Source organism: Streptococcus sp. SCPM-O-B-15304 (M98), assembly GCF_058200215.1.
Map to the genome: position 1 here is coordinate 74,771 of NZ_JBYQGQ010000005.1, position 16,465 is coordinate 91,235.

Sequence of the window (16,465 nt, forward strand, 5' to 3'; positions counted from 1 at the left end):
CCTAAAAATAGTCTAGATTATGGGTGTATAGCCCAAAGCAATACTTCCTTCTCCCAGGTGAGTCCCAATAACACTACCGAAGGTTGCAATTGAAACATCTGTAGCCACTCCACCATCGATCAAAAGTTGACGTAAATCTGCTGCTTTTTGAGGAGCATTCCCGTGAATGACAGTAATCTGGTAATTCCCAATAGCTGTTGCTTCTTTAACAATTTCAACCAAGCGTTTGGTAGCCTTTTTCTCTGTACGAACCTTTTCATATACTTCTATCACACCTTGGTCATTGAAGTATAGGATTGGCTTGATACTAAGGAGATTCCCTAAAATGGCTGCACCATTTGAAAGACGTCCCCCCTTAACTAGATGGTCAAGATCATCCACCATAATAAAGGCTGAGGTATTTTCAATCTGTTCAGTTACTTTATCTAAGATAGACTCAAAGCCATCTCCTTGCTCTGCCCATTTAAAGACACTTTCAGCCATGTATCCTAAAGGAGCACTTGTAATTCGAGTATCTGGAAAAGCAATGGTCAAACCTTCAAACTCATCCTTCATGTATTGGATATTTTGGTAAAACCCTGAAATTCCAGAAGATAGGAAAAGACCCAAGGCATGTGTATAGCCTTTAGCTTTTAATGATGATAAAATTTCATCTAACTTGGCAATACTTGGTTGGCTCGTTTTTGGCAATTCGCTTGCTGAAGCCATTTTTTCATAAAATTCTTGAGCGGTTAGATTTACACCTTCAACATACTCCTGTCCATCGATATTCACAGGAATGTCTAGCACAAATAAATCTTCTTTCCGCAAGGTTTCCGCTTGTAGAAAAGCAGACGAGTCTGTTATGACCGCTAATTTCATTTCTTAAAACTCCAAATTAATTCCCGGTAAATCAAGGGCAATTTCTGTTACTTCATAAGTCAAACGATTAAGCATATCCAAACATGGACGAGCTAGTGTCTCAACCTCTTCTTGGCTGAAATCACTTGGTTGGTCAATAATACGACCTTCAACATGATTGACTTGAGAAATCGTTCCACTAATGACAAATCTATCAAAGACAATCATAAAGCTCAAAACAACTACTAAAGAGGTAACTTGATTTTCTTGATCATGCTGAAGCAACTGGAAGTTTACATCAACCTTAGTTTCAGGTGCTCCATTTTCATTTTCCCATTCAAAGTTACGCGCATCGAAGTGATACTGACTAACAAATTCTTGTTCACGTTTTAAATTCATTTTCATCTCCATTGGTACAATATAGTTGCCATTGTACCATATTTTTTTATTTTCTGCTAGATTTACTAAATACCAATCTCAGTTTTAACAACTTCAGCGATAGTGTCTACATAGTAGTCTACTTCCTCAGTGGTTGGTGCTTCAGCCATGACACGCAAGAGTGGCTCCGTTCCACTTGGGCGAACGAGGATGCGACCATTGCCTGCCATTTCTGCTTCCATTTTCTCGATAATAGCCTTGATAGCTGGCACTTCCATAGCTTTTTCTTTCATGGCATTTTCCACACGGATATTGACCAATTTTTGTGGATAAATTGTCACTTCTGAGGCCAATTGAGACAAACTCTTACCTGTTTCTTGCATGATCTTCGTCAATTGAACTGCTGAAAGCTGACCATCACCTGTTGTATTGTAGTCCATCAGGATAACGTGACCTGACTGCTCACCACCGAGATTGTAGCCAGATTTTCTCATTTCTTCAACGACATAGCGGTCTCCAACAGCAGTAACTGCCTTATTGATCCCTTCACGATCCAAGGCCTTATGGAAACCAAGGTTAGACATAACGGTTGTTACGATGGTGTTTTGGGCCAACTGACCTTTTTCAGAAAGGTATTTACCAATAATGTACATAATCTTGTCACCATCGACAATTTCGCCATTTTCATCAACGGCAATCAAACGGTCGCTATCACCATCAAAGGCTAAACCAATGGCAGATTGACTCTCTTTTACAAGTTCTTGCAAAGCTTCTGGATGAGTTGAACCAACGTTCAAGTTGATATTAAGGCCATCTGGAGTTTCTCCGATAACTGTTAATTGAGCACCTAGGTCTGCAAAAATTTGACGAGCACTTGTTGCAGCTGCTCCATTAGCAGTGTCCAAGGCAACCTTCATCCCTTCAAGAGGAGTACCAGTTGAAACAAGATAGGCTTCATACTTACGTAAACCTTCTGGGTAGTCAACAACCGTACCTAAGCCCTCTGCACTTGGACGTGAGAGAGTATCTTCACTGGCATCTAGCAAGGCTTCGATTTCTGCTTCTTTGTCATCGTCTAGTTTAAAGCCGTCACCACCAAAGAATTTAATTCCGTTATCAAGGGCTGGGTTGTGACTAGCTGAAATCATAACACCTGCGCTCGCACCTTCTGTTTTAACAAGATAAGCTACTGCTGGTGTTGCAAGAACGCCTAGTTTATAAACGTGAATTCCGACTGAAAGGAGACCAGCAATCAAAGCCGCTTCTAGCATTTGACCTGAGATACGAGTGTCACGTCCTACAAAAACTTTTGGTGCTTCAGTCGTATGTTGACTGAGAACATAACCTCCAAAACGTCCCAATTTAAAAGCTAATTCTGGCGTCAATTCTACGTTTGCTTCTCCACGGACTCCGTCCGTTCCAAAATATTTACCCATGTTATATCCTTTTCTAATTTTTTTAGTCTTTCTTTGAAGAGTCTGGTTTGGTTTCAGACTCTGCAGTAGAAGATTTCGTTGAAGATGAGCTAGTAGTTGAAGAGCTTGAACTACTAGCTGATCTAGCTTGTTTCGTTGTTATCTTCATGGTTGTTTCATACGGTGTAATCACCGTTGGTAAAACTGTTCCATTCTTATCAATAGCTTGTAGAGGAACTGAACCTGTATAATTTCCTGTAATTTTTTCACTAGTTGGTAAAACAGCCACAATCTTATCAATCTTAGACAAGGTATCAACATCACTAGTAACCGAAACGCGTTCATCTGAAACAGTCACACTATCGATAAGAATTCGTTCATCAACCTTACCAGAGTCAATCTGTGGAGTGACTGGTAAATTATCCCGTGTTGCTTTCTTCCCAATTTTAACGGTGATTTTCTGCGGTGTTGCTAGGGCTGTTAAACCGTTCGGAAGATTTTCAATTGTCAAGGGAACTTCAACGGTTCCTTCTGTCGCCTGTGTTAAATCTGCAGTAACCTTAAATTTACGAGTGCTTTCTTGCATCTCACTAGCTAAGGTTACTCGATTGGATCCAGTTAAAAATACCGTTACTTCTGAACTAAAACCGCTAATAAAGTACTGCTCACTATCGTACTGAATGTCAATCGGTACATTTACGACCGTATTAGTATAGGTTTCTGTTCGAGCCGGTCTTGCATTATTATTATTTTGGTAATTAATAGAGGTAGCGTAAATAAACAAAACGCAAGCAAAGAGGAGTGAGGAGATGATATATAAACTATTTTTTTTCATTCTTCCAGCCTCCTAATATACGCTCTGTTAAGCTTGGCTCTTGTGAATTTTCCGGAATCAGTATACGACGTAGCTCTTCCTCAAATTCTTCCATCGTTAAATCATGCTTAAAGACACCATTATAGGTAATGGAAATACCTCCAGTTTCCTCTGATACCACAAAAGTGAGAGCATCAGAAACCTCAGATAAACCAATGGCTGCACGGTGTCGCGTTCCAAACTCCTTAGAAATACCAGTGTCTTCAGTAAGCGGAAGATAAGCAGATGTTACAGCTATTCGATCACCTTTTATAATGACTGCACCATCATGTAAAGGTGTGTTTGGAATGAAGATATTGATTAAGAGTTCTGCAGAAATCTTAGCATCTAAAGGAATCCCCGTGGAAATATATTCCTGCAAGGTTCTAACACGCTGAACTGATACAAGTGCTCCAATTTTTCGCGGGCTCATATATTCAACTGCTTTAACAAAGGCCTGAATCATCTGTTCTTCCGAACTCATTGGTGTACTTGAAAAGAAATCAGTCGCACGTCCTAATCGCTCTAAACCTGTCCGAATTTCTGGAGAGAAAATAACAACCGCTGCGATAACACCGTAAGTAATCAATTGATTGATCAACCAAGAAATAGTCGTCAAGCCTAGGGTATTTGCTGCTATCTGAGCTAAGATAAACACTAAAACACCTCGAACCAGGATCATAATCTTGGTTCCTGCAATTGATTTTGTAAATTGGTATAAGATATAGGCAACGATAAGAATATCAATCACATTTATCAGAATACTCCAAGGACTGGAAAATAAACTAGACCAGTATTGAAGATTAGATAATTGTTGAAAATTCATTCTAGGCCTCCTCTCCATAAAAAAGCTACTCTTTATTATATCATTTTATATGAAAATTTTCTTCCCCCTACTTCATTTTAAATTGGTAGAAAATATGATAGAATAAAATGATAGAAATGAATTAAGGAGAAACCATGTCTGAACTATATGATATTACCATTGTAGGAGGTGGACCTGTCGGTCTTTTCGCAGCCTTTTATGCTCACCTTCGTCAAGCCAAAGTACAAATCATCGATTCTCTTCCTCAACTAGGTGGTCAACCTGCCATCCTATATCCTGAAAAACAAATTCTCGATGTTCCAGGTTTTCCAAACCTCACAGGGGAAGAATTGACTAACCGCCTTTTGGAACAACTTGAAGGGTTTGAGACACCTGTTCACCTCAATGAAACTGTTCTTGAGATTGAAAAAGAGGATGATGTTTTTAAGATTACAACTAATAAGGGAAATCATACTTCTAAAACCGTTATTATTGCTATGGGAGGCGGTGCTTTTAAACCACGTCCACTCGAATTAGAAGGTGTTGAAGGCTATGACAATATCCACTACCACGTTTCTAACATTCAACAATACGCTGGTCAGAAGGTAACCATTCTGGGCGGTGGTGACTCTGCCGTTGACTGGGCTTTAGCTTTTGAAAAGATTGCTCCAACTACACTTGTTCACCGTCGCGATAACTTCCGTGCACTTGAGCATAGCGTCCAAGCCTTGCAAGAGTCTTCTGTAACTATCAAAACACCATTTGTGCCGAGTCAACTTCTTGGTGACGGCCAAACTCTTAACAAGCTTGAAATCACAAAAGTCAAATCCGATGAAACCGAAACCATTGAATTGGAACACCTCTTTGTCAACTATGGCTTTAAATCTTCTGTAGGTAATCTTAAAAAATGGGGATTAGAACTGAACCGCCACAAGATTATCGTCAATAGCAAGCAAGAGTCAAGCCAAGCTGGAATTTATGCTATCGGTGACTGCTGCTACTACGAAGGCAAGATTGACTTGATTGCGACTGGTCTAGGTGAAGCACCAACTGCTGTTAATAATGCTATCAACTATATCGACCCCGAACAAAAAGTACAACCAAAACACTCTACAAGTCTATAAGAAAAGAACCACGAATCATACGATTCGTGGTTTTACAGTTCATCCGCAATTTTGTTGATCTTTCTCAGGCGATGATTGACACCACTTTTGGTTAGGGGATTTGTCAGACTATCTGCCAACTTTTGAATAGAATAGTCTGGATGCTGAATACGCAGACGGGCAACTTCCTGCAAATCTGCTGGCAGATTATCCAATCCAATTCTATCTTTGATTTTACTGATATTATTAATAGTTTTCATACTCGCTGAAACAGTACGTGCAATATTAGCTGTCTCTGCATTATTGGCACGATTGAGGTCATTTCGAGTTTCTCGGAGAATCTTGACACCTTCAAAAGTATCTCGCGCCTGCATGGCTCCCACCAAAATCAGGAAATCCATAATATCTTCTGCTCGCTGGAGATAGGTCACTGCACCTTTTTTTCGTTCAATCACCTTGGCATCTAACAAAAACTGCTGCAAAAGCGAAGCAATCCCTTGAGCATGATCTAGATAAACTGAACTAATTTCCAGCTGATACTTGCCTGACTCGGGATCACGAATGCTGCCATTCGCTAAGAAGGCTCCACAGAGATAGGCACGTCCTGCTTCTTCATCTCCTAAAATATCTGGATCAATTCCCGTCTCCAGACCAAAGAAAGAATCGGCCAAACGCAAGTCCGCTAAAAGTTCTTGAACTTGCTCATCTGTAAACACAGTATAAACACGATTTTTCCGTAGATTACTTCTCTGGTGGTGACGAATCTCCGACTTGATGCCATAGAAGTGTAAGAAAGATTCATAGAGATGGCGGGCAAGCTTGGCACTCTCTGTAACAACGGACAAGGTCAAGCCAGAACTCGACAAACCTACGCTTCCAGACATCTTGATAATGGCTGATAACTCATAGCGACTCAGATGGTGCTGACCTAGGATTTCTTCTTTTACTGCTACTGTGAAACTCATTTTCTCACCTGTATGATGCGCATCAATTCATCAACGATTAAATCCCCATCGTGGAAGGCGCCACCATTTTCCAAACGTAGGAAGTTGGATGAAATGACACGTGGGACTTGCTTACGTAAGCCTTCAAAATCATGCTCAACCTGTACTAAATACTCATCAAAACGGTTGGTATCCATATAATCTCTAGGTACCTTCTCGATATTAACAAGAACAGTATCAATAAATGGTCTACCCAAATGACGATGCAAAACTTCTACGTGATCACTATCTGTAAAATGCTCAGTCTCACCACGTTGGGTCATGATATTGCAAACATAAGCCACCTCTGCTTTGGTTTCAAGAAGGGCTTTCCCAATCTCTTCAATGACGATATTCGGCAAAATGGAGGTAAAGAGTGAACCCGGCCCTAAGACAATCATATCACTCTCAAGAATGGTATTAACAACTCGACGACTTGCTTGTGGTTTTTCATCATCCAGGGTATTGGTGACGTAAACATGATCAATCATGCCTGGATGGTCTGCAATGTGACTTTCCCCAGCTACTTCTGAACCATCTTTAAAGACTGCATGCAAGGTCAAGGGATGATCACTAGATGGATAAATCTTTCCAGTCGTATGGAAAAATTTACTCAGCAATTGCATGGCGTTATAGGTTGAGCCCTGCATTTCAGAAAGCCCTGCTATGAGAATATTCCCCAGAGGATGTCCAGCAAAGGCACCTGCATCTTCCGAGAAGCGGTATTGAAAAACCTTTTCATAGAACTTTGGCATATCTGACATGGCAACAAGCACATTGCGTAAATCTCCAGGTGGTGTCAACTGCTGCATATTTTTACGCAGTTCACCTGAAGAACCTCCGTCATCAGCAACAGTTACAATGGCTGCAATGTCAACATCTCTTTCCCGCAAACTTTTTAAAATAACAGGAATTCCAGTTCCTCCACCAATCACCGTAATTTTGGGTTTTCTCATGAACGGTTTACCGTTTCCTTTCTTCGGTCTTTATCACGATGACTTTCATTTACAGACCAATTCTTAGATAAATCATTTGCTAAACGCTTTGCAAAGGCAACACTTCGGTGCTGTCCACCTGTACAACCTACTGCAATGGTTAAAACAGATTTTCCTTCTTTTTTATAACCTGGTAGAATTGGTTCAATTAAGGCTAACAAATGGCGGTAGAAATCCTCAGATTCCTCATGATTCATAACATAGTCATAAACGGCCTGGTCTTCACCCGTCTGATTGCGAAGTTCTGGTAGATAGTAGGGATTTGGGAGGAAACGAACATCAAATACCAAGTCAGCATCAATAGGAATGCCATATTTAAACCCGAAAGACATAACCTCAATACGGAAGGACTGAGCCTGTTCTTGATCTGAAAACTGCTCTGCAATGGTCTTACGAAGTTCACGTGGAGTTAACTCTGTCGTGTCTACCACGTTTTGGCTCATATTTTTTAATGGAGCCAAGAGTTCACGTTCCAACTTGATTCCATCTAAGATACGACCATCTGCTGCCAGAGGATGGCTTCTTCTAGTTTCCTTATAGCGTGCCACCAATTCCTTATCTGCCGCATCCAAAAAGAGAATCTTGAAGTCCAAATCATCTTGGTTTTCCAATTCGTCCAAGACAGCCTGAATCTCTGAGAAGAAAGAGCGACTTCGCATATCCACCACTAGGGCTAACTTGTGGTCGTCATCCTTGGTCTCTACCAACTGCAAAAACTTTGGCAATAGAGCTGGTGGCATATTATCAATGGTAAAATATCCTAAATCCTCAAAGGATTGAATGGCTACAGTTTTCCCTGCACCACTCATCCCTGTTACAATCACCAGGTGAAGTTGTTTCATTGTCATCATAGTCTCCTTATATCAAAAGAAGTTTGGAAGAACCAAACTTCAACTCGCTTATCCAATCTCAGCGATGACTTCAATTTCGACTTTTACATCGCGAGGTAGACGAGCTACTTCTACAGCTGAACGAGCTGGAAATTCCTCTTTAAAGGCTGTTTGGTATACCTCATTGAAAGGTACAAAGTCGTTCATATCACTCAAGAAACAAGTTGTTTTAACAACGTGGTCAAAATCTGTGCCTGCTTCTGCCAAAATAGCTCCAATGTTTTTCAAGACTTGTTCGGTCTGTTCTTGAATCGTTTCTCCTATGATTTCTCCAGTTTCAGGAGATAAAGGAACTTGACCGCTAGCAAACAAAAGGTTCCCAACGATTTTTCCTTGAACATAAGGTCCGATTGCCTTTGGAGCCTTGTCTGTATGAATTGTTTTTGCCATATATATTCCTCACAATTTTTCTAAAATAGCATCCCAAGCTTGATCCATTCCTGCTTTTGTTACGGATGAAAAGAGGATAAAATCATCACTTGGATCAAAGTTTAATTTCTTTTTAATGGCTGATTCGTGCTTGTTCCATTTCCCACGCGGAATCTTGTCTGCCTTGGTCGCCACAATGATGACAGGAATCTCATAATATTTAAGAAATTCGTACATCTGTACATCATCTGCTGACGGATCATGACGAAGGTCAACGAGACTGACAACTGCTCGAAGATTTTCACGAGTGGTTAAGTACTCCTCAATCATGCGTCCCCATTTTTCGCGTTCCTTTTTGGACACACGGGCATAACCGTAACCAGGTACATCTACAAAACGCATCTTATCATCAATGTTAAAAAAGTTCAGCAACTGAGTTTTACCAGGTTTCCCTGATGTCCGAGCTAGGTTCTTACGGTTAAGCATAGTGTTGATAAAGCTTGATTTCCCAACATTTGAGCGACCTGCGAGCGCAATTTCTGGAAGTTCATCCTGTGGATAGTGAGATTTGTTAGCTGCACTCAGCAAAATCTCAGCATTGTGTGTATTGATTTCCATAGTCACCTCTAGGCTGTCTCTAGGATTGGCTTAGCTGTTCCATCAACTGCTTCTTTTGTGATACGAACTGTTTTCACATTTTCTTGACTTGGAACTTCAAACATAACATCTAGCATGGTTTCTTCGATGATTGAGCGAAGCCCACGCGCACCAGTCTTACGTTCAATAGCTTTGTTAGCAATCTCTTGGAGAGCCTCATCGTCAAATTCAAGCTCAACATCGTCATATGAAAGCAAGGTCTGGTATTGTTTAACCAAGGCATTTCTTGGCTCTTTCAAAATGCGAACCAAGTCATCTACTGTCAACTGCTCCAAGGCTGCAAAGACAGGCAAGCGTCCAATTAATTCAGGAATAATACCGAATTTTTGAATATCTTCTGCAATGATTTCTTGCATGTATGAGCTGTTTTCATCAATAGCCTTGTTATTTTGTCCGAAACCGATGACTTTTTCACCAAGACGCTGTTTGACAATTTCTTCGATTCCATCAAAGGCACCACCCACGATGAAGAGGATATTCTTGGTATCTACTTGGATCATTTCTTGTTGTGGATGTTTGCGTCCACCTTGTGGAGGAACACTTGCTACTGTACCTTCGATAATCTTAAGGAGGGCTTGTTGCACACCTTCACCAGAAACATCACGTGTGATGGAAACATTTTCGCTCTTCTTAGCAATCTTATCAATCTCATCGACGTAGATAATTCCACGCTCTGCACGTTCGATGTTGAAGTCAGCTGCCTGCAAGAGTTTGAGGAGGATATTTTCCACGTCCTCACCTACATAACCAGCCTCAGTAAGAGCTGTTGCATCTGCAATGGCAAATGGTACATTCAAACTTCTAGCAAGAGTTTGAGCAAGGAAAGTCTTCCCTGAACCAGTTGGGCCAATCATCAAAATGTTTGATTTTTGCAAATCCACATCTTCTGACTCTTCACGAGTGTCATGGAAATTGATGCGTTTGTAGTGGTTATATACAGCCACTGCCAAGGCACGTTTGGCACGATCTTGACCAATCACATAGTGGTTCAAGATGTTTAAGAGTTCGATTGGTTTTGGTACTTCAGACAAGTCTGCCAGGACTTCCTCTGCCAACTCCTCACGAATGATTTCCTGGGCTAACTCCACACACTCATTACAGATAAAAGCGTTGTTCCCAGCGATTATTTTTTTAACTTCTTCTTGGCTTTTGCCACAAAATGAGCAATAAACCATCATATCATTTTTCCTATTTGTAGGCATGATTCCCTTCCGTTCTAAATGATTTTTCTATCTAAAATAAGGTCATATAAAAAGCATGAATGCTATTCACCAAGTTTGTAAAAGCATTAAGCCAAAGTAGAGTAGCAAGTCCAAAGCGCTTTTTACGAAAAGCGTGTGTTCCAGCTACAAGACAAACAGCACACAAAAGAGCTGTAAAAAATCCAAAAATACTACGCTCCATTAGACTTCCTTTCTCTTTCTATATTCGATGGTGAAATCATAGGCATTTTTCTCATCTCTAGTATAAGATTTACTTGCAAGAGTCTCAAAAACCGTCAAGTCAAAATCTGCTGGGAAATAAGTATCCCCTTCAACTTGAGCATGAATTTGTGTCACAATAATCTCATCAAGATAAGCTTCAAAAAGCTGGAAAATCTGCTTGCCCCCAAGGATATAGAGATTTTTATCCTGGTTCTGATACCAGTCTAAAACGTCCTCAACATTTTGGAAAACCAGAGCACCCTCAATTGACTCTTCAGGATTGCGCGTCAAAATCAGGGTCTCACGTCCTGGAAGCAAACGTCGCCCCATCCCATCAAAGGTGACACGTCCCATCAAGATGGCATGATTCAAGGTTGTTTCTTTAAAATGTTTTAACTCTGCTGGCAAATGCCATGGTAAGCGATCCTCTTTTCCGATTACACCCTTTTCATCTTGTGCCCAGATGGCTACGATTTTCTTTGTCATGCTTTCATCCTTTTTATTGATAGTTCTATTTTATCAAAAATCTTAAAAAAAGACTGTTTTGGAATGCCCTCCTGAATAGAAAAAATCCGTAGAAGTTCTCTACGGATTTTTGACAAAATAGAGTATCTTACAATCCAGGTGCTTGTCCCAATTCTGCTGCAAGCATCCAGACAGTTTTTTCAAGATCTGCCTTAGCTCCAACGAAGATATCGTTTGTTACATCATCGCCTTCTTCATCAGTTACATCCAAAGCTTTTTGGAATAGAGTGATAAGGTAACGATAAATAGCTAGAACACGCTCCAAGCTTTCTTCAACGTTACGGAATTCTCCTTCTTCTTCTTCGATTTCACTGTGTTGAAGGAACTCTGTCAAAGTAGAGTAAGGTTTACCACCAAGAGTAATCAAACGTTCACTGATTTCGTCAAGGTAAGCATCTAGACTGTCCATGTATTCATCCATCTTAGGATGCCATACTTGGAAACTACGACCACGCATGTACCAGTGTACTTGGTGAAGGGCAATGTGAGCCACATACAAGTCTGCTACTGCTTGGTTAAGCACTTCCTTTGTTTTTGCTAGCGCTTCTGCCGCTGGTTTAGTTAATGTTGCTACGTCTTTTACTGCTTCTTTTTTCAATTCTACCATTTTTCTCACCTCATAATATTATTTTTGTAACCATATTTATTGATTACTATCTCAGTATACTACTCCTAGTAGACAAAAGCAAGGAAATTAACTCATATTAAAAAAGTTCTAATTGACTGATAATTTAAGAAAATGAGTGGTTATTTATCCTAGCTATTTTCACTTTTTTTACTAGAGAATTGGCTTTGATAAAGATCATAATAAAATCCTTTGGCATTTAAGAGACTTTCATGATTTCCCTGTTCGATTATCTGTCCATCTTTCAGCACCAAAATCTTGTCAGCTTCCTGAATAGTCGAAAGTCGATGGGCAATGACAAAGCTTGTTCTTCCCTTCATCAAACGCTTCATAGCTTTTTGAATCAAAAGCTCTAAGCGTGTATCGACTGATGAGGTTGCTTCATCAAGGATTAGAATTTTTGGATCCGCTAAGAGTGCACGCGCGATAGTTAGCAACTGTTTTTGCCCAAGAGAAATATTACTTGACTCTTGGTTCATTTCCATGTTGTAGCCACCAGGAAGGGTGCGGATAAAGTGGTCAACATTGGCCGCCTTAGCAGCTTCAACGATTTCTTCATCTGTTGCCTCAAGATTTCCAAAGCGAAGATTTTCCTTGATACTGCCTTCATAGAGCCAGGCATCCTGTAAGACCATACCAAACTGGCGACGATAGTCCTGACGAGACAGGTCACGAATATCTTGCCCATCCACTAAAATGGCACCAGCTGTCACATCGTAAAAACGCATGAGAAGGTTAATCAAGGTTGTTTTCCCCGCTCCAGTAGGTCCAACGATAGCTACCATCTCTCCAGGTTCAACATCTAAGTTAAAATTGCGAATCAATGGTTTGTTTTCTACATATTGGAAATCGACATTTTTGAAACTAACTTGACCTGTCAATGGTGCAAGTTCTTTCACTTCAGCAGTTTGGACTTCTTCCTTTTCATCTAGAACTTCGAAGACACGATCAAGCGAAGACTTAGCACTTTGCATTTGTCCAGTTAATTGAGTGATATTTTGGATCGGCTGGCTAACTTGCCACACATACTGAACGAAAGCTTGCATATTACCAATCGTCAAGCGCCCTGCAATAACCTGCAATCCACCTAAGACAGCTACAATTAAGTATGTTAAATCAGACACGATATGAAGGGCTGGCATCATCAATCCTGAAATAAAGCTAGCCTTAAATCCGACCTGTTGCAATTCATCCGTAATCTTCTCAAACCTCTCTTGAGAGTTCTCTTCACGACCAAAAAGTTTGAGGACATTGAAACCTGTCAAGTTTTCCTGTACAAATCCATTCATACGTCCTAGAATGGCTGCCTGCTGTTTAAAGTATGGCTGCGAACGATTCAGAATTGTTTTAGCCCCAAAATAAGTTATCGGAATCGACAAGATAACAATGATAGCTAACTGAATATTTAAATAGAGGACCATTCCCATAACAAAAAGAATGGTAAAGACTGCATTGATAATCTGTAAGAAAGATTGTTGTAGAGCGTTTGAAACAGTTTCAACATCACTGGTAAAACGACCTAACAAATCTCCAAACTGGTGCTTGTCAAAGTAGGACACAGGGATGCGGTTGATTTTTTCGCTCATTTCATTTCGCAAATCCTGTATCATGGACTGCACCGCATTGGTCATAAAGTAATTTGAGTAGTAAGACCCCAACTCGTAAAGAAGCCCACGCAAGAGATAGATTACTAGAATTACTGCGATATAGCTGGTATTGATACCCGCTCCTGCAACACCATTTGCCATATCAAGAAGATTACTGGTTAATTCTGTGATGGCAAGCCCTAATACGAAAGGCTCGATAACACTCATAATAACGCTGACTATCTTCAAAAAGACTGCAAAGAAAACAGAAAAACGGTAGGCTTTTAAATAGCTCCATAGACGAGCTAGACTAGATTGTTGTTTCATCCTTTACCTCCTATTCTTCTGTCAGAGACGCATTTTTCAGCTGCGACTCAGCAATTTCTCGATAGATGTCATTGGTCTCCATCAATTCTTCATGACGGCCACGACCAACGATTTCACCCTTATCAAGGACAATGATCTGGTCAGCATCCATGATAGTTCCAACACGTTGAGCGACAATCAAAACCGTTGCATCTTGAGTCACTTCCTTGAGACGACGGCGTAAGATAGCATCTGTACGGTAGTCCAAGGCTGAGAAAGAATCGTCAAAGATATAGATATCTGGACCCTTGATAACTGCTCGTGCAATCGACAAACGTTGTTTCTGACCACCTGATAGATTGCTTCCCCCTTCGGCCAGATGCGTTGCGAAACCTTCTTCTCGACTTTCGATAAAGTCTTTGGCTTGGGCTACATCAGCTGCTTGGTGCAAGTCCTCATGACTGGCATCCTCTTTCCCGTAACGGAGATTGTCTGCGATAGTCCCAGTAAAAAGCAAGGCCTTTTGTGGAATAAATCCAATCTTCTGACGGAGTGATTTGAGACGGTAATCCCGTACATCAACACCATCAACCTTAATTTTCCCTAGCGTAACATCGTAGAATCGAGGAATCAATTGAACCAGAGTAGACTTACCTGACCCAGTCGAACCGATAAAAGCAATGGTTTCTCCCGGTTTAGCAGTAAAGGAAATGTTATGTAAGACAGGGCTTTCTGTTTCCCCAGGATAGGCAAAGGTCACATTATCAAATTCTAAGTAACCATGTGTTTCTGTTTCTTGAATTCCGTCCTCATTTGGATCAATGGAAATGGGCATGTCCATGATTTCCTTCAAACGTTCACTGGATACGGCCGTTCTAGGATACATGGTAAAAAGGTTTGACAAGAAGAGGAAGGACAAGAGGGCGTGGAAACTATACTCGATGAAGGCTACCAAATCCCCAATCTGCAAACTTCCTTGTTTGAGAGGGTCTAGAGCAAACCAAACGATAGCTACAATCATGGCAATAATGATTTGCACAAAAAGTGGTTCCGTCAAACCAGTCAATTTGAACAAGCGATTGGAATTGTCTGCATAGATTGCATTTTTCTCTTCAAAACGGTTTTCTTGGAAGTCTTCACGAGCAAAGGCACGAATCACTCGTAGTCCCATCAAATTTTCACGGACATACTGGTTAATCTTATCCAGTGTTTTCTGTTGTTTTTCAGATAAAGGACGGGTTTTGACCGCCACATAAATGACTACTACAGCTAGAAAAGGAACGGAAAAAGCGACAATCCAGGCCAGTGAAGGACTCGTCAAGAAAATCATGAGAATACTTGATAACATCATCATAGGAGTGATAACACCCAACTTAAGCGTTTGTTCCGCAAACTGCATGAGGACAAAGGCATCACTAGTAATACGAGTGACTAGTGAAGACACACCAATTTGCTCGTACTCATGATGAGAGTACTCTTGCAGCTTAGCATAGACATCATCCCGCATGTCCTTAACCATATTCGTGGTCAGTTTACTAGCAGCATAAGCCAGAACAACCCGTCCAAATGTTCCCAAGACGATAATAACCAACATGATTACGGCCCAAAAATAGAGTTTATCCTGATCACCTTGGTTGATTCCCTGGTCAATCATGCGGGCTAAAACTGTTGGTAAACCTAGATTGACAATGACAAAGAAAATTGCCCCGAGAAAGTCTAACACTAACCACTTGGGATAGCGTTTGAGATAAGACCAAATATAAAGCATAATTCTCCTTTCTTTTTCTTCTAAAATGCAGAAAAGAGCGTGCTTTCGCACGCCATTTTACTAAAAAGAAGACAGGCAGCCAAAACCTCGAGAGAGGGAACTGTCTGTCTCAGATATTTAAAGACTATTTTACAAAGTCAAGCAATGCCAAGAAGCTTTCTGGATCAAGGGATGCACCACCAACAAGAGCTCCGTCAACGTCTGGACAAGCCATGTATTCAGCAACGTTTTCAGGTTTAACTGAACCACCGTATTGAACACGTACTTTGTCAGCTACTTCTTGACCGAAGTCAGCAGCTACAACGTCACGAACAACTTTACACATTTTTTGTGCGTCGTCTTGTGAAGCTGATTTACCAGTACCGATAGCCCAGATTGGCTCATAAGCGATAACTGATGAAGCTACTTGTTCTGCAGTCAATCCAGCAAGAGCAGCTGAAACTTGAGCACCTACGAATTCTGCTGCTTTACCAGCTTCGTAAGTTTCAAGTGACTCACCACAACAGATGATTGGAAGCATGCCGTTAGCAAAGATTGCTTTTGCTTTTTTGTTGATGTCTTCGTCTGTTTCGTGGAAGTAGTCACGACGTTCTGAGTGACCGATAACAACGTAGTCAGTACCGATTTCTTTCAAAACTTGTGGGCTAGTTTCACCAGTGAAAGCACCAGCATTTTCAAAGTAGCAGTTTTGAGCAGCAACTTTAAGGTTTGAACCTTTAGCAGCAGCAAGTACAGTAGTCAAATCAACTGCAGGAGCTGCGATACCTGCTTCAACAAGGTCTGATGAAGGAAGTTTTGATGCTACAGCTTCAACGAATGCTTTTGCTTCTTCTGGGTTTTTGTTCATTTTCCAGTTACCAGCAATAAATGGTTTACGTGACATTTCACATACCTCTTTTTTCATTTTATTTTCTACTTATTTTATCATATTTATAGATAGCTT

18 protein-coding genes are annotated in these 16,465 nt (G+C 40.7%); 1 reads left to right on the forward strand and 17 read right to left on the reverse strand.

The window, feature by feature from the left end:
- Positions 1–12: 12 nt before the first annotated feature.
- The 5 genes from AC3E7H_RS04425 to cdaA all read right to left on the reverse strand — a co-directional run bounded on the left by AC3E7H_RS04425 (position 13) and on the right by cdaA (position 4,312).
- On the reverse strand, positions 13–861 hold the full coding sequence (locus AC3E7H_RS04425; RefSeq protein WP_000762149.1) for a DegV family protein: 849 nt from the start codon (positions 859–861) through the stop codon (positions 13–15).
- 3 nt (positions 862–864) lie between these two features.
- Positions 865–1,239 carry a DUF1149 family protein gene (locus tag AC3E7H_RS04430; protein ID WP_001050093.1) on the reverse strand — a complete coding sequence of 125 codons (375 nt, stop codon included), beginning with the start codon at positions 1,237–1,239 and terminating at the stop codon, positions 865–867.
- A 65-nt stretch (positions 1,240–1,304) separates the two neighbouring features.
- Positions 1,305–2,654: a phosphoglucosamine mutase gene (gene glmM, locus AC3E7H_RS04435; protein WP_490676170.1), complete on the reverse strand. Its 1,350-nt coding sequence runs from the start codon at positions 2,652–2,654 to the stop codon at positions 1,305–1,307.
- A 22-nt stretch (positions 2,655–2,676) separates the two neighbouring features.
- The gene (locus AC3E7H_RS04440; RefSeq protein WP_490676171.1) at positions 2,677–3,468 is read right to left on the reverse strand and encodes a CdaR family protein; all 792 of its coding nucleotides are present in this window, start codon (positions 3,466–3,468) and stop codon (positions 2,677–2,679) included.
- Positions 3,455–4,312 carry a diadenylate cyclase CdaA gene (gene cdaA, locus AC3E7H_RS04445; protein ID WP_045763531.1) on the reverse strand — a complete coding sequence of 286 codons (858 nt, stop codon included), beginning with the start codon at positions 4,310–4,312 and terminating at the stop codon, positions 3,455–3,457. The genes AC3E7H_RS04440 and cdaA overlap by 14 nt, the downstream gene beginning before the upstream one ends.
- A 134-nt stretch (positions 4,313–4,446) precedes the next feature.
- On the opposite strand from cdaA, the gene AC3E7H_RS04450 reads away from it, so the two are divergent.
- Positions 4,447–5,415, forward strand: a complete 969-nt coding sequence (locus tag AC3E7H_RS04450; RefSeq protein ID WP_490676172.1) for an NAD(P)/FAD-dependent oxidoreductase — start codon at positions 4,447–4,449, stop codon at positions 5,413–5,415.
- A gap of 32 nt (positions 5,416–5,447) precedes the next feature.
- On the opposite strand, the gene whiA is transcribed toward AC3E7H_RS04450, so the two are convergent.
- The 12 genes from whiA to tpiA all read right to left on the reverse strand — a co-directional run bounded on the left by whiA (position 5,448) and on the right by tpiA (position 16,405).
- Positions 5,448–6,359: a DNA-binding protein WhiA gene (gene whiA, locus AC3E7H_RS04455; protein WP_414316498.1), complete on the reverse strand. Its 912-nt coding sequence runs from the start codon at positions 6,357–6,359 to the stop codon at positions 5,448–5,450.
- Positions 6,356–7,333 (reverse strand): YvcK family protein, encoded by a 978-nt coding sequence (locus AC3E7H_RS04460; protein ID WP_490676173.1) that lies wholly within the window; start codon positions 7,331–7,333, stop codon positions 6,356–6,358. The genes whiA and AC3E7H_RS04460 overlap by 4 nt, the downstream gene beginning before the upstream one ends.
- The gene (gene rapZ / locus AC3E7H_RS04465) at positions 7,330–8,220 is read right to left on the reverse strand and encodes an RNase adapter RapZ (protein WP_490676174.1); all 891 of its coding nucleotides are present in this window, start codon (positions 8,218–8,220) and stop codon (positions 7,330–7,332) included. The genes AC3E7H_RS04460 and rapZ overlap by 4 nt, the downstream gene beginning before the upstream one ends.
- Before the next feature lie 51 nt (positions 8,221–8,271).
- The gene (locus tag AC3E7H_RS04470) at positions 8,272–8,652 is read right to left on the reverse strand and encodes a RidA family protein (protein ID WP_173274640.1); all 381 of its coding nucleotides are present in this window, start codon (positions 8,650–8,652) and stop codon (positions 8,272–8,274) included.
- A 9-nt stretch (positions 8,653–8,661) separates the two neighbouring features.
- Positions 8,662–9,249, reverse strand: a complete 588-nt coding sequence (gene yihA / locus AC3E7H_RS04475) for a ribosome biogenesis GTP-binding protein YihA/YsxC (protein ID WP_049494688.1) — start codon at positions 9,247–9,249, stop codon at positions 8,662–8,664.
- Positions 9,250–9,257: 8 nt separating this feature from the next.
- On the reverse strand, positions 9,258–10,490 hold the full coding sequence (gene clpX / locus AC3E7H_RS04480; RefSeq protein WP_006145154.1) for an ATP-dependent Clp protease ATP-binding subunit ClpX: 1,233 nt from the start codon (positions 10,488–10,490) through the stop codon (positions 9,258–9,260).
- Between the two features lie 31 nt (positions 10,491–10,521).
- Positions 10,522–10,692, reverse strand: a complete 171-nt coding sequence (locus tag AC3E7H_RS04485) for a hypothetical protein (protein ID WP_000442255.1) — start codon at positions 10,690–10,692, stop codon at positions 10,522–10,524.
- A complete protein-coding gene (locus tag AC3E7H_RS04490; protein ID WP_490676175.1) occupies positions 10,692–11,198 on the reverse strand; it encodes a dihydrofolate reductase in 507 nt (168 codons plus the stop codon). The genes AC3E7H_RS04485 and AC3E7H_RS04490 overlap by 1 nt, the downstream gene beginning before the upstream one ends.
- A 127-nt stretch (positions 11,199–11,325) precedes the next feature.
- Positions 11,326–11,844 (reverse strand): Dps family protein, encoded by a 519-nt coding sequence (locus AC3E7H_RS04495; RefSeq protein ID WP_490676176.1) that lies wholly within the window; start codon positions 11,842–11,844, stop codon positions 11,326–11,328.
- 149 nt (positions 11,845–11,993) lie between these two features.
- Entirely contained in the window at positions 11,994–13,775 is a 1,782-nt protein-coding gene (locus AC3E7H_RS04500; protein ID WP_490676177.1) for an ABC transporter ATP-binding protein, read from the reverse strand.
- 10 nt (positions 13,776–13,785) lie between these two features.
- On the reverse strand, positions 13,786–15,522 hold the full coding sequence (locus AC3E7H_RS04505; protein ID WP_075228089.1) for an ABC transporter ATP-binding protein: 1,737 nt from the start codon (positions 15,520–15,522) through the stop codon (positions 13,786–13,788).
- A 124-nt stretch (positions 15,523–15,646) separates the two neighbouring features.
- Entirely contained in the window at positions 15,647–16,405 is a 759-nt protein-coding gene (gene tpiA, locus AC3E7H_RS04510) for a triose-phosphate isomerase (RefSeq protein ID WP_000087902.1), read from the reverse strand.
- Positions 16,406–16,465 lie beyond the last annotated feature (60 nt).